Genomic DNA, 21,704 nt, shown 5'->3' on the forward strand with positions numbered 1-21,704 from the left:
GTCAGTCGACTGTCGGTCAGCCGGTGTTGACCAGCGGGTTCCAGGTGCCGAGGGTGTCCGCGGCGGTGCCGTCGTAGAGCGCGGTCTCGCCGTCGGCCCAGCGGACGACCAGGCCGTCGGCCCGGCCCGAGCCACCGAAGTCGCCCGCGGTCATCGCGGGCGCCGCCCAGGAGGGGTTGGACGCCTGGAGCCGGGTACCGGAGAGCCCGTTGCCGGAGAGGGCGAAGCTGCCCAGCGAGCCGTCGGACCAGCGCACAGCGACCTGTGAGCGGTCCCGGCCCGCGGGGAGGGTGGCGGCGAGGGTCGTGGAATTGCGCCAGAAGGAGCCGGAGTCGGCGAGGCGGCGCTCGGTGCCGGCGCCGGAGGGGTTCACGCCGCTGTGCAGGGTGACCTTGCCGTCGGTCCAGCGGACGACCAGGTCGGCCGCCTTGCCGGTGGAGCTGAAGCGGCCCGCCGTGATCTGCGCGGCGTCCTTCCACGCGGAACCGGCGGCCGCGAGGGTGAACTCCTTCTTGCCGCCGAAGCCCGCCGCGTCGACGTCCTGGAAATAGCTGACCTTGCCGGTGTCCCAGCGGACCAGGACGTCGGGACGGCCGGTGCCGCTGAAGTCGCCGGCGGTCACGGCCTGGGCGCGCTGCCAGTAGCTCTTCGGCTTCGCGAGCTGCTGCTCCGCGCCGAAGCCGCCCTTGCCGTCGCCGGGGTAGAGGGTGACCTCGCCGTCGCTCCAGACCGTCATCAGGTCGTCGCGGCCGTCGCCGGTGTAGTCACCGGAGGTGAGGAACCTCGCGTGGCTCCAGGTCGACGCGGCGCCGGGCAGCCGGGCGCTGCCGGCGGGCGGCTGGTACAGGGCGCGGACCGGCGTGCGGTCGGCGACCGCGTCCTGGTAGAGGTCCTGGATCTCGTGGTCGTGGACCGGGGAGTAGCTGATCCAGTCGTCACCGGTGGCGTTGCCGCCGCCGTTCCAGCCGCCGAGGCTGCCGACGATGTCGCCGGTGCGGTTCCTGGCGTCGTAGTTGGTGATCCAGGGGCTGCCGGAGGTGCCGCCGTAGAAGCCGCCGCACGTCATCCGGAGCTGGTGGAAGCCGGCGAGCCGCGAGGTCGGCACCGTGCAGCTGACGGCCTTCTGGTCCGGGTTGTGCGAGCCGGGGTAGCCGACGACCGTGACGGTGCTGGTCCAGCGCGGGGTCGGGGTCAGCCGGAGGGCGCCGGTGCGGTCCTCCGCGTTGGCGCCCTGGGCGTTCGGGGAGAGGCGGGCGAAGCCGAAGTCCAGGTCGGAGTCGGGGCCCTTGCTGTTCTTCGTGTAGCGCGGGTCGGTGAAGACCCGGTCGACGGGGAAGACGCCGTACGGCTGGTGGGCCGCGTCCAGGCCCTTGCGGTACTGCGGCACGAAGACCTGCCGGCCGCCGCCCGCGAGGGACTTGGCGCAGTGCCCGGCGGTGAGCACGAGGTTGCGGCCCGCGCTGTGCACCACGCTCGCGGTGCAGTAGGTGGGCCCGTCGGTGCCGGCGCTGCTGAAGAACGTGCCGACCATGGGTATGCCGTCGCCGTACGCGCCCTGCGGCGTGCCGGTGGGCGCGGCGCCGGCGAGCGAGCGGCTCCGGGCGATGCCCGGGGCGGGCGCGGTGGCGCGGCCGGTGTCGGCGGGCCTGGCGGCGGCCATGCGCTCGGCCGTCCAGTACTTCTCCGCGGACCGGGCGTCGGCCGGGCCCGGGGTGGCCGCGACGGCGGCGGTGGCGGTCGTGCCGCACGCGGCCACGCACAGGGCGACGGCTGTGGCGCGGGACCATCTGAAAGGTGACAAGGTGACTCTCTGAGGTGGTTGAACCTGCAATCGAGGCATCCTGCCACACTGGCGTGAACATGCCGGAAGCTCGTCCCGGAACGGCCTCCTCCGTACGGTCAAGCCGCCCGCGCGTCCCGGTGGATGGGCGTGTGCGCGCCGGTGAGCGGCACCCCCGTGCCGCCCCGCCGCGCGGCGACGATCTCGGCGGCGATGGACAGCGCGGTCTCCTCCGGCGTGCGGGCGCCGAGGTCCAGGCCGATGGGCGAGCGCAGCAGGCCGAGCTCGCGCTCGCCCACGCCCGCCTCCCGCAGCCGCCCAAGGCGGTCCTCGTGCGTGCGGCGTGAGCCCATCGCGCCGACGTAGGCGACCGGGAGCCGCAACGCCCGTTCCAGCAACGGGATGTCGAACTTCGCGTCGTGGGTGAGGACGCACAGCACCGTGCGGCGGTCGAGCTCCTGCGCGTCGAGATAGCGGTGCGGCCAGTCCACCACGACCTCGTCCGCCGCGGGGAAGCGGTCGGCGGTGGCGAAGACGGGGCGGGCGTCGCAGACGGTGACGTGGTAGCCGAGGAACTTCCCGACGCCGGTGAGGGCCGCGGCGAAGTCCACCGCCCCGAAGACGATCATCCGGGGCGGCGGGAGGCTGGACTCGACGAGCAGCACGACCTGTTCACCGCAGCGCGAGCCGGTCCCCGCGCCGTCCGGGGCCGGCTCCTCCCCGTACGCCACCTCCACCGTCCCGGTGCGCCCGAGGTCCAGCAGGGCCGCCGCCTCCCGGTGCGCGGCGCGGTCCAGCGCGGCGGGGCCGCCGAGCGTGCCCGCGTGCGTGCCGCAGGGCCGTACGAACAGGGGGCGGCCCAGCAGCGCTGCCGGGCCGTCCACGACGCGCGCGAGGGCCGCGGTCTCACCGCGCGCGGCGGCCGCCAGCGCGGCCGCGTGCACCCCGCGGTCCGGGGCGCTCGCCCGGACCGGGGTGACGAGGATGTCGATCACGCCGCCGCAGGTCAGGCCGACCGCGAAGGCGTCCTCGTCGGAATAGCCGAAGCTCTCGCGCACGCTCCCGCCGTCCGCGAGGGCCGCCAGGCACAGGTCGTAGACCGCGCCCTCCACACACCCGCCCGACACGGACCCGATGACAGCGCCGTCCGCGTCCACGGCCAGGGCCGCGCCGGGCTGCCGCGGCGCGCTGCCGCGCACGGACACGACGGTGGCGACGGCGAAGTCCCGGCCCTGCTCGCACCAGCGGTGCAGCTCCTCCGCGAGCTCCAGCATGTCTCTCTCCTCGGGTGATCCGTGGGTGCGGTGGCGGCCGCGCGGCTTCCTCCTACGCCGCGCCCAGCCACCGCTCGATCGGGTGCAGCGCGAAGTACACGGCGAAGACCGCCGTCAGCAGCCACATGAACAGGCCCGGCTCGCGCCACCTCCCCTGGGCCGTCCTGATGGCCGTGTAGGCGATGACCCCCGCGCCGACGCCCGCGGTGATGGAGTAGGTGAAGGGCATCAGCACCACGGTCAGGAAGGCCGGGACGGCCACCGCCCGGTCGTTCCAGTCGATGTGCCGGGCGTTGCTCATCATCATCGCGCCGATCACCACGAGCGCCGCGGCGGCCACCTCGCCGGGCACGATCCGGGTGAGCGGGGTGAAGAACAGGCAGGCGGCGAAGAAGAGTCCGGTGACCACCGAGGACAGGCCCGTGCGGGCGCCCTCGCCCACCCCCGTCGCCGACTCGATGAAGACGGTCTGGCCCGAGGCCCCCGCGACGCCGCCGATCGCGCCGCCCGCGCCGTCGATGAAGAGCGCCTTGCTCAGGCCCGGCATCCGGCCGGAGGCGTCGGTGAGCCGGGCCTCGGTGCCGACGCCGATGATGGTGGCCATCGCGTCGAAGAAGCCGGCCAGCACCAAAGTGAAGACGATCATCCCCACGCTCATGGCCCCGAGCGAGTCCCAGCCGCCGAACTCGACGTGCCCGAAGAGGGAGAAGTCCGGCATGGAGACCGCGCTGCCCTTGAGCGCGGGCGCGCCGTTCTGCCAGGTGCCCGGCCCGAGATGGCCGACGGCGTTGACGACGACGGCGAGGACCGTGCCGGAGACGATGCCGATGAGGATCGCGCCGGGGACCTCGCGGGCCTGGAGCATCAGGACGGCCAGCAGCGTGACGCAGAAGATCAGCACCGGCCAGCCCGTGAGCTCGCCCGCGGGGCCCAGGGTGACCGGTCCGCCGCCCCTGGAAGCGTGCACGAAGCCCGCCTTGACCAGGCCGATGAGGGCGATGAACATCCCGATGCCCATGGTGATGGCGTGCTTGAGGGCGAGCGGAATCGCGTTCATGATCAGTTCCCGCAGGCCGGTGACGGCCAGCAGCACGATCACCGCGCCGTAGAGCACGCACATGCCCATGGCCTGCGGCCACGTCATGTGGGGTGCCACCTGGGTCGCGAGCACGCCGGAGACGCCGAGGCCGGCGGCGAGGGCGAGCGGCACCTTCCCGACGAAGCCCATGAGCAGGGTGCTGACGGCGGCCGCGAGCGCCGTGGCGGTGATGAGCCCGGCGTGGTCCAGGGTGTGCCGCGTGGAGTCGGGACCGGAGAGGATCAGCGGGTTGAGGAGCAGGATGTAGCACATCGCCATGAAGGTGGTGATGCCGCCGCGCACCTCGCGTGCGACGGTGGAGCCTCGCTCGCTGATGTGGAAGTACCGGTCGAGCGGGGAGCGCCCGGCGGGCGGACACAGGCCCGCGCCCGTGCCCTCCGCCGTGGCCCCGGTCTCCACGGATGACTGGGTCATGATGCCTTCCCAAGGTTCAGAGGGGCCCCCGTGGCCGGACGGTGGGCCCGGCCACGGGATTTGGGACGTGGAGCGGCTGCACAACCCGGGGGACGGCCCGAGATGAAGGGACTGCCCCGCACGGCCCGGCGGGAGACGCGCGGGCGGCGGAGTCCTGATGTGCCGTCAGGTGATGGCTGTTCAGGTCCCGGTGAGGTGTTCCGGCCGGACGGGCACCCGCGTGAGCGGGAGCCCCGTGGCGGCGCGGATCGCGGCGACGACGGCGGGGGTGGAGGAGAGGGTGGGGGCCTCGCCGACGCCGCGCAGCCCGTACGGGGCGTGCTCGTCGGCGAGTTCGAGCACGTCGACCGGTATGGCGGGGGTGTCCAGGATGGTGGGGATGAGGTAGTCGGTGAAGGAGGGGTTGCGCACCCTGCCGTCCGCCGCGACGACGATCTCCTCCATCACGGCAAGCCCCAGGCCCTGCGTGGTGCCGCCCTGTATCTGGCCCACCACCGAGAGCGGGTTGAGGGCCTTGCCGACGTCCTGGGCGCAGGCGAGCTCGATCACCTTGACCAGGCCGAGCTCGGTGTCGACCTCCACGACGGCGCGGTGGGCGGCGAAGGAGTACTGCACATGACCGTCGCCCTGACCGGTCCTCAGGTCGAAGGGCACGGTGGGCCGGTGGCGCCACTCCAGCTCGACGTCGACCACCTCGCCCTCCAGCACGTCGGCGAGGTCGGCGAGCACCTCGCCGCCGTCGGTGACGACCTTGCCGCCCTCCAGGAGGAGTTCGGCGTGGCTCCAGGCCGGGTGGTACGCCGCGAACCTGGCCCGGCCGAGCTCCAGCACCTTCTCCCGTACGGCCTCGCACGCGTGCCGGACGGCGCCGCCGGTGACATAGGTCTGACGGGAGGCGGAGGTGGAGCCCGCCGAGCCGACGCGGGTGTCGGCGGGCCGGATGGTGACCTGGCTGACACCGAGCTCGGTGCGGGCGATCTGGGCGTGCACGGTGACGCCGCCCTGGCCGACCTCCGCCATGGCCGTGTGCACCGTGGCCACGGGCTGTCCGCCCACGGCCTCCAGCCGCACCCGGGCGGTGGAGTAGTCGTCGAAGCCCTCGGAGAAGCCGACGTTCTTTATGCCGACGGCGTAGCCGACGCCCCGCACGACGCCCTCGCCGTGGGTGGTGTTCGACAGGCCGCCGGGCAGGGCCCGCACGTCGGGCGGGCCGCCCGCGCTCTCCCACTCCCGCTCGGGCGGCAGGGGCAACGCCTTGACCCGGCGCAGGAGTTCGGCGACCGGCGCCGGGGAGTCCACGATCTGCCCGGTGGGCATGACGGCGCCCTGCGCCATGGCGTTGCGCTGCCGCAGCTCCACCGGGTCCATGCCCAGCGCGGCGGCCAGCTTGTCCATCTGCGACTCGTAGGCGAAGCACGCCTGCACCGCGCCGAAGCCGCGCATCGCCCCGCAGGGCGGGTTGTTGGTGTAGAGGGCGAGGGCCTCGCTCTCCACGTTGTCGACGACGTACGGGCCGATGGCGAGCGAGGCGGCGTTGCCGACCACGGCGGGGGAGGACGAGGCGTACGCGCCGCCGTCGAGGACGATGCGGCAGCTCACGTACAGCAGCCTGCCGTCCCGCGTCGCGCCGTGCTCGTAGTGCAGCTTGGCGGGGTGGCGGTGGACGTGGCCGAAGAACGACTCGAAGCGGTTGTAGACCATCTTGACGGGCCGCCCGGTGCGCAGCGCCAGCAGACAGGCGTGGGCCTGCATGGAGAGGTCCTCGCGGCCGCCGAAGGCCCCGCCGACGCCGGAGAGCGTCATGCGGACCTTGTCCTCGGGCAGGCCGAGCACGGGGGCGATCTGGCGGAGGTCGGCGTGCAGCCACTGGGTGGCGATGTAGAGGTCGACGCCGCCGTCCTCGGCGGGCACGGCGAGCCCGGCCTCGGGGCCGAGGAACGCCTGGTCCTGCATGCCCACTTCGTAGTCGCCGGTGACGACCACCTCGGCGCGGGCGCGGGCGGCGGCGACGTCGCCGCGGGTCACGGGCTGGCGGTGGACGATGTTGGGGTGGGGCACGTGCCCGGCGATGGGGGTCCCCCCTGGACCGGAGCTTGTCGGAGGTCCTTGGGGGAGGTCGTCGCGGCCGGGGTGCAGCAGGGGGGCGCCGGGGGCGGTGGCCGACTCCTCGTCGGTGACGGTGGGCAGTTGCCCGTACTCCACCTTGATCTTCGCGGCGGCGCGGCGGGCGGTCTCGGGGTGGTCGGCGGCGACGAGCGCGACGGGCTCGCCGTGGTAGCGGACCACGCCGTCGGCGAGGACGGGGGTGTCCTTGATCTCCAGGCCGTAGCGGGTCTCGGCGGGGAGGTCGGAGTGGGTGAGGACGGCGTGCACACCCGGCGTGGCGTACGCCTCGGAGAGGTCGACGGACAGGATCCGGGCGTGGGTGTGCGGGCTGCGGAGCGTGAAACCCCAGAGCATGTCCTCGTGCCAGAGGTCGGAGGCGTAGGCGAAGTCGCCGGTGACCTTCAGGGTGCCGTCGGGGCGCTGGGTGGACTCGCCGATGCCGCCGCGGGTGCGGCTGCCCTGGGTGAGCTCGGTGGGGACGCGTGCGGTGGCCATGTCTCAGCCCGCCTCTCCCGCGCGGGCGGCCGCGAGGCGCACCGCGTCGAGGATCTTCTCGTAGCCGGTGCAGCGGCAGAGGTTGCCCGAGAGCGCCTCGCGGATGTCGGTGTCGGTGGGGTCGGCGTTGCGCTCCAGCAGCTCGTCGGCGGCGACGAGCAGGCCGGGGGTGCAGAAGCCGCACTGGACGGCTCCCGCGTCGATGAACGCCCGCTGGACCGGGCAGAGTTCGGTGGCCGCCTGGCCGGGCCGCCACTGCGCGGCCGCGTCGGGGTCGGTGCCGCCCGCGCCGCCGGCCCGCCGCTTCGCGTAGTCGGCGAGCCCTTCCACGGTGTCGACCGTACGGCCCTGGACCTGCCCCGCGGCCACCAGGCAGGCGCACACCGGCACCCCGTCGAGGCGGACCGTGCAGGACCCGCACTCGCCCTGCTCGCAGGCGTTCTTCGAGCCGGGCAGACCCAGCCGCTCGCGCAGGACGTAGAGCAGGCTCTCGCCCTCCCAGACGTCGTCGGCCTGCTGCGGCCGCCCGTTGACCTCGAAATTCACGCGCATCGGGTGTTCCTCTCGCTGCCGCGGTACGCGTCCCAGGTCCAGCCGAGCGTGCGGCGGGCCATGACGCCCACCGCGTGCCGCCGGTACCGGGCGCTGCCGCGCACGTCGTCGATCGGGTTGCACGCGCCGGCGGCGAGCTCGGCGAACTGCCGGGCCAGCGACGGCGGGAGAGCCGCGCCCGACTCCCAGAAGCCGCCCTCCTCCAGCGCGGCGGCCAGGAAGTCCTCCGCCGCGCGGGCCCGCACCGGCGTGGGCGCGGCCGAGCCGATGCCGGTGCGCACGGCGCGGGTGGCCGGGTGCAGGGCGATGCCGAAGGCGCAGACCGCGATGACCATGGCGTTGCGGGTGCCGACCTTGGAGAACTGCTGCGGCCCGTCGGCCTTCCTGATCCGTACGGCACGGATGAGCTCGTCCGGCGCCAGGGCGTTGCGCTTCACGCCGGTGTAGAACTCCTCCACCGGTATCAGCCGGGTGCCGCGCACGGACTCCGCCTCCACCTCGGCACCCGCCGCGAGCAGCGCGGGGTGGGCGTCCCCGGCCGGGGAGGCGGCGCCGAGGTTGCCGCCCACGCTGCCGCGGTTGCGGATCTGCGGGGACCCCACGGTGTGCGAGGCGAGCGCGAGACCGGGGAGCGGGTCGCGGAGCTCCTCCATGATCCGGGTGTACGGCACGGACGCGCCGAGGCGGACGTCGCGGTCACCGATCTCCCATTCGTACAAATCGCCGATGCGATTCAGGTCGAGCAGATACTCCGGCCGGCGGTGGTCGAAATTGATCTCGACCATCACGTCCGTGCCGCCCGCGATGGGCACAGCCGTGGGGTGCTCGGCCTTCGCGGCGAGCGCCTCCTCCCAGCTGCCGGGGCGCAGGAAGTCCATGGATCTTCTCTTCTCGATCGGGTCCCGTGGGGTGGTGCGAGGGGGTGGTCCGTCCGGGCGGTTCATGTCCTGTTCACGCGGCGTGGAGCCAGTACAAGGCCGGGCGGGCACCCCGGTGCAGTCACCGAAACCATGAAGCGGTTCGCTGGCTGCGCGCCCCGTCTTGTAGATTCGAACGAAAGACGGGGTTCAGAAACCCCACTGCATTCCACTGGTTACAACAAGACAGATCGGCGGCGACCACGATGCGGCTGCGCGCACTCCTGGAGACCGAAGCACTGGGCCTTCGGCTGCTCGGCGGCGAGGACGAGCTGGACCGCTCCGTGCGCGGCGTGATGACCACCGACCTGCGCGACCCGAGCCGGTATCTCTCCGGCGGGGAGCTGGTGCTCACGGGCCTCGCGTGGCGGCGGGAGCCGGAGGACTCCGAGCGCTTCGTACGGATCCTCGCCGCGGCCGGGGTGGCCGGGCTCGCGGCGGGCGAGGCCGAGATGCGCTCGATCCCCGACGACCTCGTGCAGGCGTGCGCGCGGCACCGGCTGCCGCTGTTCTCGGTGGTCGAGGACGTGTCGTTCGCGTCCATCACCGAGCACGTGGTGCGGCAGGTCTCCAGCGAGCGGGCCGGGGACCTGGCCGCGGTCGTGGACCGGCACCGGCGGCTGATGACCTCCGGCCCGGCGGGCGGCGGCCCCGAGGTCGTGCTCGACCTGCTCGGCTCCGACCTGGACCTGCGGGCCTGGGTGCTCTCCCCCACCGGCCGCCCCATCGCCGGGTCCTCGCTGGCCGGCTCCGGGCCCGAGCTGCCGGCCGCCGTCTGCGCCACGCTCGCGGGCGAGCACCTCGCCGCCGCGCGCACCGGGCGCCGCGGCCCGCACCGGGTGAACGCCGCGGGCAGCACCTACTCCCTCTTCCCCATCAGCGGGGCCGGGCGCGGCGCCGCCCGCGACGTCCGGGAGACCGTCCTGTCGGACTGGCTGCTGGCCGTCGACGCGGACGCGGGCGACTGGCCCGCGGAGCGCCTCGACCTGCTCGACGGCGTCACCCAGCTGATCGCGGTCGAGCGCGACCGGCGGGACGCCGCCCGCACGGTGCGGCGCCGGCTCGCCCAGGAGGTCCTGGAGCTGGTCCAGACGGGCGCGGCCCCGGCCGAGATCGCCGCCCGGCTGCGGGTCGCGGCGCCCGTCCTGCTGCCCGGCCTCGGCACCGCCCCGCACTGGCAGGTCGTCGTCGCCCGGGTCGAGTGGGACGGCGGCGAGATCCCCGGCGGCCCGGTCGCCCAGGCCCTGCTGGAGGAGATCCTGGCCGACCCGGACGCGTCAGGCACCGAGCCGTCCGACCGGATCGCGGTCGCCCACCTCGGCGACGAGGCCGTGGCGCTCGTGCCGCTCCCGGCGCTGCCCGCCCGCCCCGACGTCGCCGGCACCGAGGACGGCGCCCCGGCGGCGGCACCCGGGCTGCACGCCGACACCCTCCTCGCGGCCGTCCACGAGCCCCTCTCCCGCGGGCTCGACGGCGACGGCCGGCTCACGCTCGGCGTCAGCGCGCCCGTGCACTCGGCGGAGGGCCTGCGCGGTGCCCTGGAGGAGGCCCGGCACGCCCGCCGCGTCGCCGCCGCCCGCCCCGGCCGCGTCTGCGCCGCGGGTCACCAGGAGCTCGCCTCGCACGTGCTGCTGCTCCCCTTCGTACCCGACGACGTCCGCCGCGCCTTCACCGCGCGCCTCCTGGACCCCCTGCGCGACTACGACCACCGCCACCGCGCCGAGCTCATCCCGACCCTGGAGGCGTTCCTCGACTGCGACGGCTCCTGGACACGGTGTGCGACGCGGTTGCATCTGCATGTGAACACCTTGCGGTACCGGGTGGGGCGGATCGAGCAGCTCACGGGGCGTGATCTTTCTCGCCTGGAGGACAAGTTGGACTTCTTCCTGGCTTTGCGGATGAGCTGACGCGCGGGTTGTTTGTGCCTGGGGTGGGGTGGCCTCAAGCGCCGGCCGGGCTTTGGTAGTGGTGGGTGCCGGGGATGGGACGTATCCGCTCCAGGGTTCCCAATCAGCCCGTCCGGCGCTTGAGGACAACGCGGCGAAGCCGTGTTGCGGGGTCTGGGGCGAAGCCCCCCACGCGGCGGAGCCGCATATCAGACGCAGCCGGGAAGGGGCGGGGCTGGGGAACAAAGCCCGCCGCAGGCGCGGCGGATCACACCCCCGTCAAATACCGCAGATACTCCGCCCGATTCAGCGGATTCCCATCCGTGCGGGCCCGCGTGGGCGGCGAGCCCACGCAACGACGATCCTCCGCCGGCATCGAGAACCACACCCCCTCCCCACCGGAAAGCGCCGGCAGCCGCCGCTCCAGCGAAGCCACCCGCCCCGCGGCAACCACCCCCTTGAGAACGCAGACCGCGCCCCCGGCCACCGTGTCGGAAATCCGCGCCCCCACCGAAGCGAGCGCACCGCTCACACCGCTCAACGCCCCTGCGGGAGCCTCCAGTTCGAAGGCGTGGCACGGCTCGTACACCTCCGTTCCCGCGGCCGCCAGCGCGGCCATCAGCACCAAGGGAGTCACCTGGCGGAAGTCCGCCGCCGTGCTCACCGGGCCCACGAAACCGGAGCGGGTCAGGGTGACGACGCAGTCGGTGACGGGCCAGCCGTACAGGCCCTGGGTGAGCGTGCGGTGGACGGTCTCCTCGACGGCGCGGTCGAAGGCGAGCGGCAGGGCGCCGAGTTCGGTGTCGCGGCGGAAGACGTTGCCCGACCCCGGCGGGCCGGGCTCGACGCGCAGGCCGACCGTGGCCCAGAAGTCGTGGCCGCCGTGGCGCTCGATCCGCTCGTACGCCTCGCCGCTGCCGGCCGGCCGCTCACGGTGGACCGTGCTGCTGGGTTCGAAGCGCGCGTCGACGCCGAACTCCTCGCTGAGCGTCGCCGCGATGATCTCCTTCTGCACCTCGCCGTAGAGGAGCACGGAGGTGCCGCCCCCGGCGGGCAGGGCGCGGGTCCCGATGAGGGGGTCCTGGTCGGCGAGGGCGGTGAGCGCGGCGTGCAGCCGGGCCGCGTCGGCGGCGCGTACGGGCCGTACGACCGTCTCCAGGCCCGGGCCCGCGAAGTGCGGCGCCGTGGGGCCGTCCTCGCCGCTCCCCAGCCGGTCACCCACCCGGACGCGCGGCAGGCCGCGGACCTTGGCGATGCCGCCCGCGGTGAGGCAGTGGCGGTCGCCGGGCGCCGCGCCGATCACGTCGAGCCCGGTGATCCGGCCGGAGTGCCCGGTCCGCGTGCCGTCCGCCTCGCGCCGGTGCAGCGTGATGTGCTGACGTTCCGTCAACTGGCCTGCGAACAAGCGCAGATACGCCGTCTTCTCGCCTGTCGCGCCCCGCTCCACGGCGAAGACGGTCCCGGTGGGTCCGTCGCCTTCGGCCGGGCGTACCGGCAGCCAGGTGACGATGCCGTCGAGGAGTGCCGGGACGCCGTCGCCGGAGAGCGCGGAGCCGAAATAGACGGGGTGGACCAGGCCGCGCGCGGTGCGGTCGGCGAGCAGGGCCCGCAGTTCGTCCGCGCCGGGTGGCGTGCCGTCGACGAGCCGGGCGAGCAGTTCGTCGTCGGCCTCGGCCAGGGCCTCGCCCACCGCGTCCCGGAAGGCCGGGTCGGCGAGGGAGGCCGGGACCGTACGGGCGCCGGGCGTGCCGATGCCGTCGACGGTGCCCATCGGTACGACGGCGGGCGCGAGCCGGCGGCGGATGTCGGCCAGCGTCCCGGCCTCACGCGCCCCGGGCCGGTCGGTCTTGTTGACGAAGATCAGCGTGGGCAGCCGCAGCCGCCGCAGCGTCTTCATCAGCACGCGCGTCTGGGCCTGCACGCCCTCGACGGCGGACAGCACGAGCACGGCGCCGTCGAGCACGCCGAGGGCGCGTTCCACCTCGGCGATGAAGTCGCTGTGGCCCGGGGTGTCGATGAGGTTGACGTGGCGGTCGCCGACGCGGAAGGGGGCGACGGCGGTGCGGATGGTGATGCCGCGGCGGCGCTCCAGCTCGCCGCTGTCGGTCAGGGTGCTGCCGTCGTCGACGCTGCCGAGCCGGTCGATGGCGCCGGTATCGAAGAGGAGGCGCTCGGTGAGGCTGGTCTTGCCGGCGTCGACGTGGGCCACGATGCCGATGTTGAGCGTGCGGCCGGCGTCACTCGCGGTGGCCAGGGTGCGGGAGGTGCTGCTGGTGGTGTGCATAAGTGAAGAAGTCCTCGGGAACGGTCGTCCGGTCGGGGCGCTGGTGGTTTCCGAGGCTTCCGCGCATGTCCGTGTCTCCCGAGGTCTGTTGCGTACTTCGCGGCCCGCGGTGGCGCGGGCGCCGGTCATCCTGCCAGCCGCTTCCCGCTGGAGCGAGGCATTTTCCGCACGCCGGAGGTGCCGCCGGGGGCCGCTGAGGCGGACTGGGGCGGACTGCGGCGGACGGGAGGGCGACTTCCGGCACCCCTTCCGCGCCCACCACATGAGCACCCTGCCGCTCATAGGTCCGTTCACTCTCCGGTAATCTTCCGCTACTGCTGGAAGTCGCCCGCCCTTTGTGAATTGCTTCACACCTGACCCTTGGCCGCGTCCGGGTCTTCGTGCTGAGATTCGGGTCACGGCTTCCAGCTCGACGGCGCGCTTGGGGAGGGCACTGTGGCGGATACCGCCATGCGGAATTCTGGGTTGTCGGAGGAGCCACCAGGGTCACACGGGCCGGACCCGCAAGGGGACGACCCCCTCGAACGAGCCGTATGGCGACTGCGGTCGCGCGCCTGCTGGGACGACGCCGCCGCGCTGCTCGCCCCGCACGCCGCCGAGGAGCCGGGCGCCGCGCTGCGGCGGACGGAGGTGCTGACCGAGCAGTGCGTCTACACCGCCCGGGGCTGGGGGGCCGCGGAGGACGCGCTGCGGTCGGCCGAGGCGCTCGCCACGGACGACGAGGAGCGGGGCGCGGCGGCCTGCGAGCGGGGCCATCTCGCTTACGCGGCCACCCTTTTGGGCGTACGGGACCGGGCCGACGAGGCGCGGTCCGCGCTGGGCCGGGCTGCCGCGCTGCTGGCTCCCGCCTCGCCGACGCGGCCGCTGCTGAACTTCCGGCGCGGGCTCATCGCCCAGCACCTCTCCGAGAACCCCTCCGACGCCACCGCCGCCTTCCAGCGCGCCCACGCGGGGGCGGCGACGCACGGCCAGCGGCTGCTGCTGTCCTTCACCTGGCGGCACGTGGCGGCCATGGCCGAGCACGACGGCAAGCTCGCCGAGGCCCGGTACGGCTTCGCGGAGTCGCTTCGCATAAGGGAAGAGCTGGGCTATCTGATCGGCATCGCCCCGGCGCTGGCGTCGCTCGCCGCGGTGCTGCCCGACGCGGACGAGGCAACGCGCCTGCGCGCGGAAGCGGGCCGGCTCGTACGGCTGCTGGGCGGCGTCCCGGCGTGGCTGGCGGACCGGCTGTCCCCGACGGCGGCGCCGGACTGACGGGCGCGCGGCCGGGCGGCGCGAAGGGGCGCGTCTGTCAGCGCGCTCCCCCAAGGTGCCCGGTCAGCAGCGCCTCGACCCGGGCCGGGTCGCCCGCCGCCAAGGCGTCCAGCAGGGCCAGGTGTTCGGCCGCGTCCGCGACCAGGCAGGCGGTGCGCGCGGCGGGGCCGTGGGCCACCGGCCACTGGGCGCGGCGGTGCAGCTCCTCGGCGACGGCGACCAGTTGGCGGTTGCCGGAGAGGCCGAGGAGCGCGCGGTGGAAGGCGCGGTCGGCCTCGGCGTAGTGGGCGCGGTCGCCGGTCGCCGCGACGGCGGCGGCCGTCTCGGCGAGGGGCCGCAGCTCGGCCCAGCGCGCCGCCGGGACGGTGCGGGCGAGCCCCAGCACGGCCGGGACCTCCAGGAGGGCGCGCACCTCGGCGAGTTCGGCGAGGTCGCGGGCGGTGCGGCGGGTGACGCGGAAGCCGCGGTTGGGGACGACCTCGACGGCGCCTTCCAGGGCCAGCTGCTGCATCGCCTCGCGGACGGGCGTCGCGGAGACGCCGAAGCGCTCGCCGAGCGCGGGCCCGGAGTAGACCTCGCCGGGTATCAGTTCGCCGCTGAGCAGTGCCTTGCGCAGGGCGTCGAGGATCTGCCCGCGCACGGAATACCGCTGCGGCATGCGGCGTGCGGGAGCGGACCGCGGCGCGGGGACGGTGGCCGGGGCGCCGTACGCGTCCTCGCCGTACGTCTCCTGGCTGTGGACGTGCTCACCTCGGACGTGGCCGTTCGGCACGCGGTGCGCGGTGGCCTGTCCGGGCACGCCGGCGCCGGGCCGCGATGCCGCGCTGTGGGGTCTGCCCTGCTCCATGTGGGGTCCTCCTGTGTCCATCCGAACCATAGGCGGACGTTCTGACAGTTCAAACCCCGAACCATCCGGGTAAGGTAAGGCTTGCCTGCAAACGATCGCGATTCGGTGGTATCGCACCGCCCCGGCGGGGCGACGGCCGGGTGACGGCGGCCGGGCCGAGCTCGAGGCGTCCCTCCGGGCACCACCGAGCCGCGCGCGGGCGGTGCGGCCTTCCGTGCGCCGGCCGGACCCATGGGCGAATCACCGCGGACCCGCGACCGGGCGAGCCACCGCCTCTGCCGCACCCTGCGCCCCGATGGCACCTGCCTCACCCGCCCTCGTACCGGTGATGCCGTACGAGGAGCACGTATGACCACAAGCCGATTACCTTCACACCACTCGATCGAGTGGAGTGAAACGAACGCAATTCCCTTTTCGCTGGGCGGCGTTCGAATACTCCCACACCTATCTGTATGCCCTTGACGTCCATTGGCAGGCAGTTGCCCGGAAACCCTTTGGCGAACGGTCCGATTCCGTCAGGATGGCGCGCGAAAGGCCGTACTGCTATGCAAGGGACGCAAGATGAGAGTGACCGATATACCGCTGAATTGGATGCTCCCCAGTGTGGTGGCGCTCGCCGGGGCCGTGGTGGCGGTGACGGTGCTCGCGCGCGGCGGCCGGAACGGCGGCGCGGACGACACGGGGGCTCCCACGGACTCCTGGGAACGCACCGAGGAGCGCAGGCGCCGCAAGGAAGCCATCTACGGCAGCGCCTCGTACGTACTGCTCTTCTGCTGCGCCGCCGTGGCCGCCGCGCTCTCCTTCCACGGGCTGGTCGGCTTCGGGGTGCAGAATCTGGGCCTGACGGGCGGCTGGGAATATCTGGTGCCCTTCGGTCTCGACGGCGCCGCCATGTTCTGCTCGGTGCTCGCCGTGCGCGAGGCCAGCCACGGTGACGCGGCGCTCGGCTCCCGGCTGCTGGTGTGGACCTTCGCGGGCGCGGCGGCCTGGTTCAACTGGGTGCACGCGCCACGGGGGATGGACCACGCGGGCGCGCCGCAGTTCTTCGCCGGCATGTCCCTCTCGGCCGCGGTGCTCTTCGACCGCGCGCTCAAGCAGACCCGCCGGGCAGCGCTCCGCGAGCAGGGACTCGTGCCCCGCCCACTCCCCCAGATCCGCATAGTCCGGTGGCTGCGCGCCCCCCGCGAGACCTTCGGCGCCTGGTCGCTGATGCTCCTGGAGGGCGTGCGGACGCTGGACGAGGCGGTCGAGGAGGTCCGCGAGGACAAGCGGCAGATGGAGCGGGACCGGGTGCGGCGGCGCGAGGCGGGCAAGCTGGAGCGGGCCCGCATCAAGGCGTACAACCGCCAGCACCGGGTCTGGGGCCGCGCCCGCACCGGGCGCCAGGTCGAGGTGACCGGGCCCGCCGTGCCCGCCGCCGCGCAGCCGCCGCAACTCGGCGCGGAGCCTTCCATAGCGGCCGAGGGACAGCTTCCCGTACGCGCGCGCCCGCTCCAGGCGGTGAGCGGCTCTGATCCGATCGACCTCACCGCCGAGGACGACACCCAAGCCATCCCGCGGCTCGACTCGCTGGAGGCCAAACTCGCCCAGATCGAGCGACAGTTCGGCTGAGCCCCCATGAGCCCTGGGTCGCCCCGACGCGGTTCAGGGCTCTTGGGCGTCCAGCTCGAACCAGACCGTTTTCCCCACGCCGTGCGGGCGGACGCCCCAGCCGTCGGCGAGGGAGTGCACGAGCAGCAGACCGCGGCCCGAGGTCGCGGTCTGCTCGATGCCGTCCGTCCCGTCGTCCGGTCCGCCCGTGCGGGCTCCCGGGACGCGCAGGGCCGGGTGCCGCGCGACGAAGTCCCGTACCTCGACGCGCAATCGGCCCTTGGCTCTTGCCTCCGCGCCACCGGTGAGCGCGGCCTTCACCACCGCCGCCCCGTCGGTGTGCACCAGGGCGTTGGTGACCAGCTCGCTCGTCAGCAGCTCGGCCGTGGCCGCGCGCCCCGGTGCGCCCCAGTGCGCCAGCAGCGCGCGCAGCTCCGCGCGCACCTGGCCCACCGCCGTGAGGTCCCGGCGTACGAGCCGTCTTTCGAAACGTGGCCCCGAGGACGCCGGCGCGCCCCCCGTTCCGCTCGCCGCCATACGCTCCGCGGCCCTTTCCCGGCCCGCGTGGCCGTCCGTGCTCGCCAAGCCTGCAGTCCGCCGTTTCATCCTTCCTTGTCCCCGACCCCTCCCCGGCGCACCGGCATCGAACACGTTCACGCTCGCTCACGGCAATGCATGCCCCGGCCCGCCTACGGCGACTCCTGTTGACCCATCAACGGGGCGATATGACTGGAATACCGATCCCCTTCGGACCGTGCGTGAATATGCCGTCGGCCTGTGGCCGACGGAGGTTTTCCGTGCGGCATTCCGTGGTCAGGGACGCGGTACGTTGCGGAGATTGGAGCGCGCCATCTGAAGCATCCGGCCGACGCCGCCGTCGAGCACGATCTTTCCCGCGGAGAGCGCGAATCCGCTGACCATCTCGGCACTGATCTTCGGGGGGATCGAGAGGGCGTTGGGGTCGGTGACGATATCGACCAGCGCGGGTCCCTTGTGCCGGAAGGCGTCGCGCAGCGCGTCACGCACCTGCTTGGGTTTCTCCACCCGCACGCCGTGCGCTCCGGCGGCCCGGGCGAGGGCCGCGAAATCGGGATTCCGGTTCGTCGTCCCGTACGAGGGGAGCCCGCCCACCATCATCTCCAGCTCGACCATGCCGAGCGAGGAGTTGTTGAAGAGGACGACCTTCACCGGCAGGTCGTACTGCACGAGCGTGAGGAAGTCGCCCATCAGCATGGAGAATCCGCCGTCGCCCGACATCGCCACGACCTGGCGGCCGGGGTCGAGGAACTGGGCCCCGATCGCCTGGGGCAGCGCGTTCGCCATCGAGCCGTGGGTGAACGAACCGATGACCCGGCGGCGGCCGTTGGGCGTGAGATAGCGAGCCGCCCAGACGTTGTTCATGCCCGTGTCGACGGTGAAGACCGCGTCGTCGGCGGCCTCGTCGTCCAGGACGGAGGCGACGTACTCGGGGTGGATGGGGGTGTGCTTCTCGACCTTACGCGTATACGCCTTGACGACCCCCTCCAGGGCGTCGGCGTGCTTCTTGAGCATCCGGTCCAGGAAGGCGCGGTTGCTCTTCGCCCGCACCTTCGGGGTGAGGCAGCGCAGGGTCTCGCGCACATCGCCCCACACGGCGAGGTCGAGCCGGGAACGGCGGCCGAGCCGCTCGGGCCGCACGTCCACCTGCACGATCCGCACGTCGTCGGGCAGGAAGGCGTTGTACGGGAAGTCGGTGCCCAGCAGGATCAGCAGGTCGCACTCGTGGGTGGCCTCATAGGCGGCGCCGTAGCCGAGGAGCCCGCTCATGCCGACGTCGTAGGGGTTGTCGTACTGGATCCACTCCTTGCCCCGCAGGGCGTGCCCGACCGGCGCCTTCACCCGCTCGGCGAACGTCATCACCTCGTCGTGCGCGCCCGCGGTGCCGCTGCCGCAGAAGAGGGTGACCTTCCCGGCCTCGTCGACCATCCGGGCGAGCGCGTCGATCTCCGCGTCCCCGGGCCGTACGGACGGGCGGGCGGGCAGCGGCGCGCGGTCGGGGCCCGCGTCGGGGGCCTGCTGCCCGGCGATGTCACCCGGCAGGGAGATGACGCTGACACCGCCCTGCCCGATCGCGTGCTGGACGGCCGTGCGCAGCACCCGGGGCAGCTGCCGGGGGCTGGAGATCAGCTCGCTGTAGTGGCTGCACTCGCCGAACAGCCGGTCCGGGTGGGTCTCCTGGAAGAAGCCGGTGCCGATCTCGCTGCTGGGGATGTGCGAGGCGAGGGCCAGCACCGGGGCCATGGAACGGTGGGCGTCGTAGAGGCCGTTGATCAGATGCAGATTGCCGGGGCCGCAGGAGCCCGCGCAGGCGGCCAGTCTGCCGGTCAGCTGCGCCTCGGCACCGGCCGCGAAGGCGGCGGTCTCCTCATGGCGGACCTGGACCCAGTCGATGGCGGCGTTCCGCCGGACGGCGTCCACCACCGGGTTCAGGCTGTCGCCGACGACTCCGTAGAGCCGCCGCACCCCGGCGCGCACCAGGATGTCGACGAACTGCTCCGCCACCGTCTGCTTCACCATCGGACCTCCTTCGGATCGGGTCTCGGCCGGCTCCTTCCCCTATGAACCCACGGAACACATGGCTATGCCTCCCAGAGCGCGCACGCGGTGCGGTCGTCGGCGTACCCCGTCACCCGCAGCTGGGCGTCCCCGAGGAAGGCCGCGAGACCCGGCGGCTCGCCCCCGGACCAGCGGCGGGCCAGCTCCTTGCCCAGCTCCGGCTCGCCGCGCAGCGGCTCGGCCATGCCCGTGCTGCACAGCAGCAGGCTGTCGCCCGGCCGGGCGACCGACGCCCGGAAGCGGAACGGCTCGCCCGGCACCTCGGCCGGTTCGACGGGCGGGGTGCTGCCGGGGGTGGGGATGCCCAGGTCGATGGTCATCCGCTCGTCGGGCGCGGTGCCCTGGTCGACCGCGGGTTCGAGGCCCGGGCAGATCTCCGTGGGCTCCGGGTCGAGGTCCTGCCAGGCCCCCTCCCGGAGCCGGAAGAGGCCGCCGGTGCCGACGCCGAAGAAGACGCGCGTACGGCAGGCGGGGTCCGCGGTCAGGAGCAGGCAGCGGACGGCGGCGGTGTACTCCTCGGGTCGCAGGCCCAGTTCGGCCGCGCGGGCGCGCAGCCTGCCGTACGAGCGGTCGGTGAGCCGGTGCAGCCCCGACCTCAGCTCGCCGCGGCGCCCGCCGCGGATGTCGTCGGCCAGCCGGGCGTGGCTGCGCCCGACGGCGCCGCCGAGCCAGGCGCAGATGTCCCGGGCGGCGCGGTGCGCCTCGCCGGCCGCGCGGGTGCCGCTGGCCATCGCGATGAAGACCAGGGCGCCGTCACCGTCGCCGAAGCGGGTGGTCAGCAGGGCGTCGCGGCGCGGCTCACCGCGATAGCGCGCCGAGTCGCCGCGCAGCGAGGTGGCGCGCAGGGTCACCGCGCCGTAGCAGGCGCCGTCGAGCACGGTGTCCGGCACGACGTCCGCCAGGTGCCGGGGATCACCGGCGGGCCAGGCGGTCGGCTCGGCGTCGTACGTGGGAGGGCGCTCCCCCACGAACTCGGCGGCGCGGGCCGGCTTCCGCGGCTGCCGGGGCACGGCCGGCAGCCGTGGCGGCCGCTCCTCGGCGGGCTCGGGGCGGGCGGAGAAGAGGGCGTCCCAGGGCTGCGTGGTCTGCGGAGGCTGGGAGGCGTCGCGGGGCTGGGGCGACCTGGCGGGCGAGAGGGGCTCGCGCGACCGGCGGGATCCGGATGCCAGCGGGTCGCCGGGCTGCCGGGGGTCGGCGGGCGCGGCGGCGGGGTCGCGCGGTGAGCGGGAGGACGTGGGGAACAGGGCGTCGAGGGGCGAACGGGGATCGGTGGGCGGGCGGGATCCGTTGGATGGGAGAGATTCGCGTGACCGGCGGGAATCGCCTGGCGGCTGAGGGTCGCGCGAGCGACGTGAAGCGGGTGCGGCGGGCGCCTCGTTCGACCGGGACGGCAAGGGTTTGCGCGAGGGCGCCGCCCCGCGCGGCTGCCGGTCCCGTGGAGCGGGTGGGGTGTCGCGCGGCTGTTCACGCCGTGGCGTCGGCAGCGGCGCCCGGCGCTCCGGGGGCGCGGCCGGCGGATCGTCCGGCTGCTCGGCGTCCGGCCGCTCGGCGACCGGGGAGGGCGGGCCCTCATCGGCGTCCGGGGAGAGCCGGCTCTCCTCGGCCTCCTGGGGCGTGCCCGTGTCCCGCGGGGCCTCGGAGGCGGCCTTCTCCCGGGACTTCGGGGACCAGAGGGGCTCCCGTGACTGTGGAGGGCGGGGCGGCAGCGGGCCCTCCCACGTGTCCCCGGGCTCCGGATCCATGGTGGGCTGCTCGTCCTCCGGCTGCGGCAGGCCGGGCGGCGGGAGGGCGTCCCGCACGGGGAGCGGTTCGAGCGGCTCTCCCGGAAGCGGGGGCTCCGCGGCGGGCAGCGCCTCCCGCTGCGGCGGCACGGCCTGCCCCGGCGGCTTGCGCAGCGGTGACGTGGGCCGCGGGGTGTTCATCGGCCGGGGCGAGGGCCGCCGTACGTTCACGGGCCGGGGCGCGCTCGCGGGCCGGGCGACATTGGCCGGCCGCAGGGACTCCGGGAGCTTCACCGGCTTCTCGGTCGGGCCGCTGGGGTCGGCCGGCTCGGGGAGCCGGGGCGGCGGGGCGGGGGCGCGGGGCGGTGGCACCTGCCCCCTGGTACCGGGCGGGGGCACGTCCCTGGTGATCCGCTGCGCCCTGTCCGGTGAGGGGAGCGGGGGCGGGCCCACGAGGTCGTCGGGCGGCTGGAGTTCGGGCGGGCCGGGCAGGCCCCGGGTGTGCGGTGCTCCGTAGCCCATCGACAGCGAGGGGAGCCCTCCCGAGGGAGGAGCGGGCCGGTCGCCGCCTTCTCTCATGGCGCGCGCCGCCCGCCCGGCCGGTTCCGCTTCGGGCACGGCGCCCGTCGCTCTGACGACCGCGGCGACGGAGGTGAAGCGCTCGTCGAGGCTGTCGTCCGCGGCGGCGGAGCCGGTGTCGGGTTGATTCTTGTCGTACAACTCGCCCCACCAGGCGTCCTCTTGGCCGGAGCGTTGATCCCCCTGCTGACTCATGCCCTTATTGTCCACACCTCGGGGCATACGGGAAGAGTGCACGAAGGAACCGCCCCCAGGGATGATGTCCGCATTCGAAACGCGGTCGCGGGGAGGGATGTCGCTTGCTCAGTGCC

The 21,704-nt window shown here is 74.1% G+C and carries 14 protein-coding genes; 3 read left to right on the plus strand and 11 right to left on the minus strand.

What is annotated here, in order from left to right; translation table 11 throughout:
• Positions 1–16 precede the first annotated feature (16 nt).
• The 6 genes from ACZ4A5_RS13460 to ACZ4A5_RS13485 all read right to left on the minus strand — a co-directional run bounded on the left by ACZ4A5_RS13460 (position 17) and on the right by ACZ4A5_RS13485 (position 8,598).
• On the minus strand, positions 17–1,801 hold the full coding sequence (locus tag ACZ4A5_RS13460; RefSeq protein WP_467582179.1) for an FG-GAP-like repeat-containing protein: 1,785 nt from the start codon (positions 1,799–1,801) through the stop codon (positions 17–19).
• A 98-nt stretch (positions 1,802–1,899) separates the two neighbouring features.
• On the minus strand, positions 1,900–3,054 hold the full coding sequence (locus tag ACZ4A5_RS13465; RefSeq protein WP_467582181.1) for an XdhC family protein: 1,155 nt from the start codon (positions 3,052–3,054) through the stop codon (positions 1,900–1,902).
• Positions 3,055–3,106: 52 nt separating this feature from the next.
• Positions 3,107–4,567 carry an NCS2 family permease gene (locus ACZ4A5_RS13470; protein ID WP_467582182.1) on the minus strand — a complete coding sequence of 487 codons (1,461 nt, stop codon included), beginning with the start codon at positions 4,565–4,567 and terminating at the stop codon, positions 3,107–3,109.
• Positions 4,568–4,747: 180 nt separating this feature from the next.
• A complete protein-coding gene (locus ACZ4A5_RS13475; RefSeq protein WP_467582183.1) occupies positions 4,748–7,168 on the minus strand; it encodes a xanthine dehydrogenase family protein molybdopterin-binding subunit in 2,421 nt (806 codons plus the stop codon).
• Between the two features lie 3 nt (positions 7,169–7,171).
• The gene (locus ACZ4A5_RS13480; protein WP_467582185.1) at positions 7,172–7,720 is read right to left on the minus strand and encodes a (2Fe-2S)-binding protein; all 549 of its coding nucleotides are present in this window, start codon (positions 7,718–7,720) and stop codon (positions 7,172–7,174) included.
• On the minus strand, positions 7,711–8,598 hold the full coding sequence (locus ACZ4A5_RS13485; protein ID WP_467582187.1) for an FAD binding domain-containing protein: 888 nt from the start codon (positions 8,596–8,598) through the stop codon (positions 7,711–7,713). Before ACZ4A5_RS13485 ends, ACZ4A5_RS13480 begins: the two co-directional genes overlap by 10 nt.
• A 245-nt stretch (positions 8,599–8,843) precedes the next feature.
• On the opposite strand from ACZ4A5_RS13485, the gene ACZ4A5_RS13490 reads away from it, so the two are divergent.
• The gene (locus tag ACZ4A5_RS13490; protein WP_467582189.1) at positions 8,844–10,544 is read left to right on the plus strand and encodes a PucR family transcriptional regulator; all 1,701 of its coding nucleotides are present in this window, start codon (positions 8,844–8,846) and stop codon (positions 10,542–10,544) included.
• Positions 10,545–10,791: 247 nt separating this feature from the next.
• On the opposite strand, the gene ACZ4A5_RS13495 is transcribed toward ACZ4A5_RS13490, so the two are convergent.
• Positions 10,792–12,807: a GTP-binding protein gene (locus tag ACZ4A5_RS13495; RefSeq protein ID WP_467582191.1), complete on the minus strand. Its 2,016-nt coding sequence runs from the start codon at positions 12,805–12,807 to the stop codon at positions 10,792–10,794.
• A 450-nt stretch (positions 12,808–13,257) separates the two neighbouring features.
• On the opposite strand from ACZ4A5_RS13495, the gene ACZ4A5_RS13500 reads away from it, so the two are divergent.
• Positions 13,258–14,061, plus strand: coding sequence for a hypothetical protein (locus tag ACZ4A5_RS13500; RefSeq protein ID WP_467582192.1), 804 nt, complete (start codon positions 13,258–13,260; stop codon positions 14,059–14,061).
• 37 nt (positions 14,062–14,098) lie between these two features.
• Here the strand turns inward: ACZ4A5_RS13500 and ACZ4A5_RS13505 are convergent, their stop codons facing one another.
• Positions 14,099–14,908, minus strand: coding sequence for a GntR family transcriptional regulator (locus tag ACZ4A5_RS13505; protein ID WP_467582194.1), 810 nt, complete (start codon positions 14,906–14,908; stop codon positions 14,099–14,101).
• Positions 14,909–15,469: 561 nt separating this feature from the next.
• Between ACZ4A5_RS13505 and ACZ4A5_RS13510 the strand changes: the two genes are divergently transcribed.
• On the plus strand, positions 15,470–16,519 hold the full coding sequence (locus ACZ4A5_RS13510; protein WP_366006868.1) for a DUF2637 domain-containing protein: 1,050 nt from the start codon (positions 15,470–15,472) through the stop codon (positions 16,517–16,519).
• Between the two features lie 33 nt (positions 16,520–16,552).
• Here ACZ4A5_RS13510 and ACZ4A5_RS13515 read toward each other — a convergent pair whose 3' ends face one another.
• The 3 genes from ACZ4A5_RS13515 to ACZ4A5_RS13525 all read right to left on the minus strand — a co-directional run bounded on the left by ACZ4A5_RS13515 (position 16,553) and on the right by ACZ4A5_RS13525 (position 21,588).
• Positions 16,553–17,035, minus strand: a complete 483-nt coding sequence (locus tag ACZ4A5_RS13515; RefSeq protein ID WP_467582234.1) for an ATP-binding protein — start codon at positions 17,033–17,035, stop codon at positions 16,553–16,555.
• Positions 17,036–17,311: 276 nt separating this feature from the next.
• Positions 17,312–19,054, minus strand: coding sequence for a pyruvate dehydrogenase (locus ACZ4A5_RS13520; protein ID WP_467582196.1), 1,743 nt, complete (start codon positions 19,052–19,054; stop codon positions 17,312–17,314).
• A 62-nt stretch (positions 19,055–19,116) separates the two neighbouring features.
• Positions 19,117–21,588, minus strand: a complete 2,472-nt coding sequence (locus ACZ4A5_RS13525) for a protein phosphatase 2C domain-containing protein (protein ID WP_467582198.1) — start codon at positions 21,586–21,588, stop codon at positions 19,117–19,119.
• Positions 21,589–21,704: the final 116 nt, after the last annotated feature.

The organism is Streptomyces sp. NPDC025618 (genome assembly GCF_055558795.1).

Excerpts from the sequence above, each read along its gene's own strand:
- ACZ4A5_RS13490 (WP_467582189.1), top strand. The coding sequence starts at position 8,844 with ATGCGGCTGCGCGCACTCCTGGAGACCGAAGCACTGGGCCTTCGGCTG.
- ACZ4A5_RS13480 (WP_467582185.1), bottom strand. The coding sequence starts at position 7,720 with ATGCGCGTGAATTTCGAGGTCAACGGGCGGCCGCAGCAGGCCGACGAC.
- ACZ4A5_RS13500 (WP_467582192.1), top strand. The coding sequence starts at position 13,258 with ATGCGGAATTCTGGGTTGTCGGAGGAGCCACCAGGGTCACACGGGCCG.
- ACZ4A5_RS13465 (WP_467582181.1), bottom strand. The coding sequence starts at position 3,054 with ATGCTGGAGCTCGCGGAGGAGCTGCACCGCTGGTGCGAGCAGGGCCGG.
- ACZ4A5_RS13520 (WP_467582196.1), bottom strand. The coding sequence starts at position 19,054 with ATGGTGAAGCAGACGGTGGCGGAGCAGTTCGTCGACATCCTGGTGCGC.
- ACZ4A5_RS13510 (WP_366006868.1), top strand. The coding sequence starts at position 15,470 with ATGAGAGTGACCGATATACCGCTGAATTGGATGCTCCCCAGTGTGGTG.
- ACZ4A5_RS13495 (WP_467582191.1), bottom strand. The coding sequence starts at position 12,807 with ATGCACACCACCAGCAGCACCTCCCGCACCCTGGCCACCGCGAGTGAC.
- ACZ4A5_RS13505 (WP_467582194.1), bottom strand. The coding sequence starts at position 14,908 with ATGGAGCAGGGCAGACCCCACAGCGCGGCATCGCGGCCCGGCGCCGGC.
- ACZ4A5_RS13515 (WP_467582234.1), bottom strand. The coding sequence starts at position 17,035 with ATGGCGGCGAGCGGAACGGGGGGCGCGCCGGCGTCCTCGGGGCCACGT.
- ACZ4A5_RS13525 (WP_467582198.1), bottom strand. The coding sequence starts at position 21,588 with ATGAGTCAGCAGGGGGATCAACGCTCCGGCCAAGAGGACGCCTGGTGG.
- ACZ4A5_RS13470 (WP_467582182.1), bottom strand. The coding sequence starts at position 4,567 with ATGACCCAGTCATCCGTGGAGACCGGGGCCACGGCGGAGGGCACGGGC.
- ACZ4A5_RS13485 (WP_467582187.1), bottom strand. The coding sequence starts at position 8,598 with ATGGACTTCCTGCGCCCCGGCAGCTGGGAGGAGGCGCTCGCCGCGAAG.
- ACZ4A5_RS13475 (WP_467582183.1), bottom strand. The coding sequence starts at position 7,168 with ATGGCCACCGCACGCGTCCCCACCGAGCTCACCCAGGGCAGCCGCACC.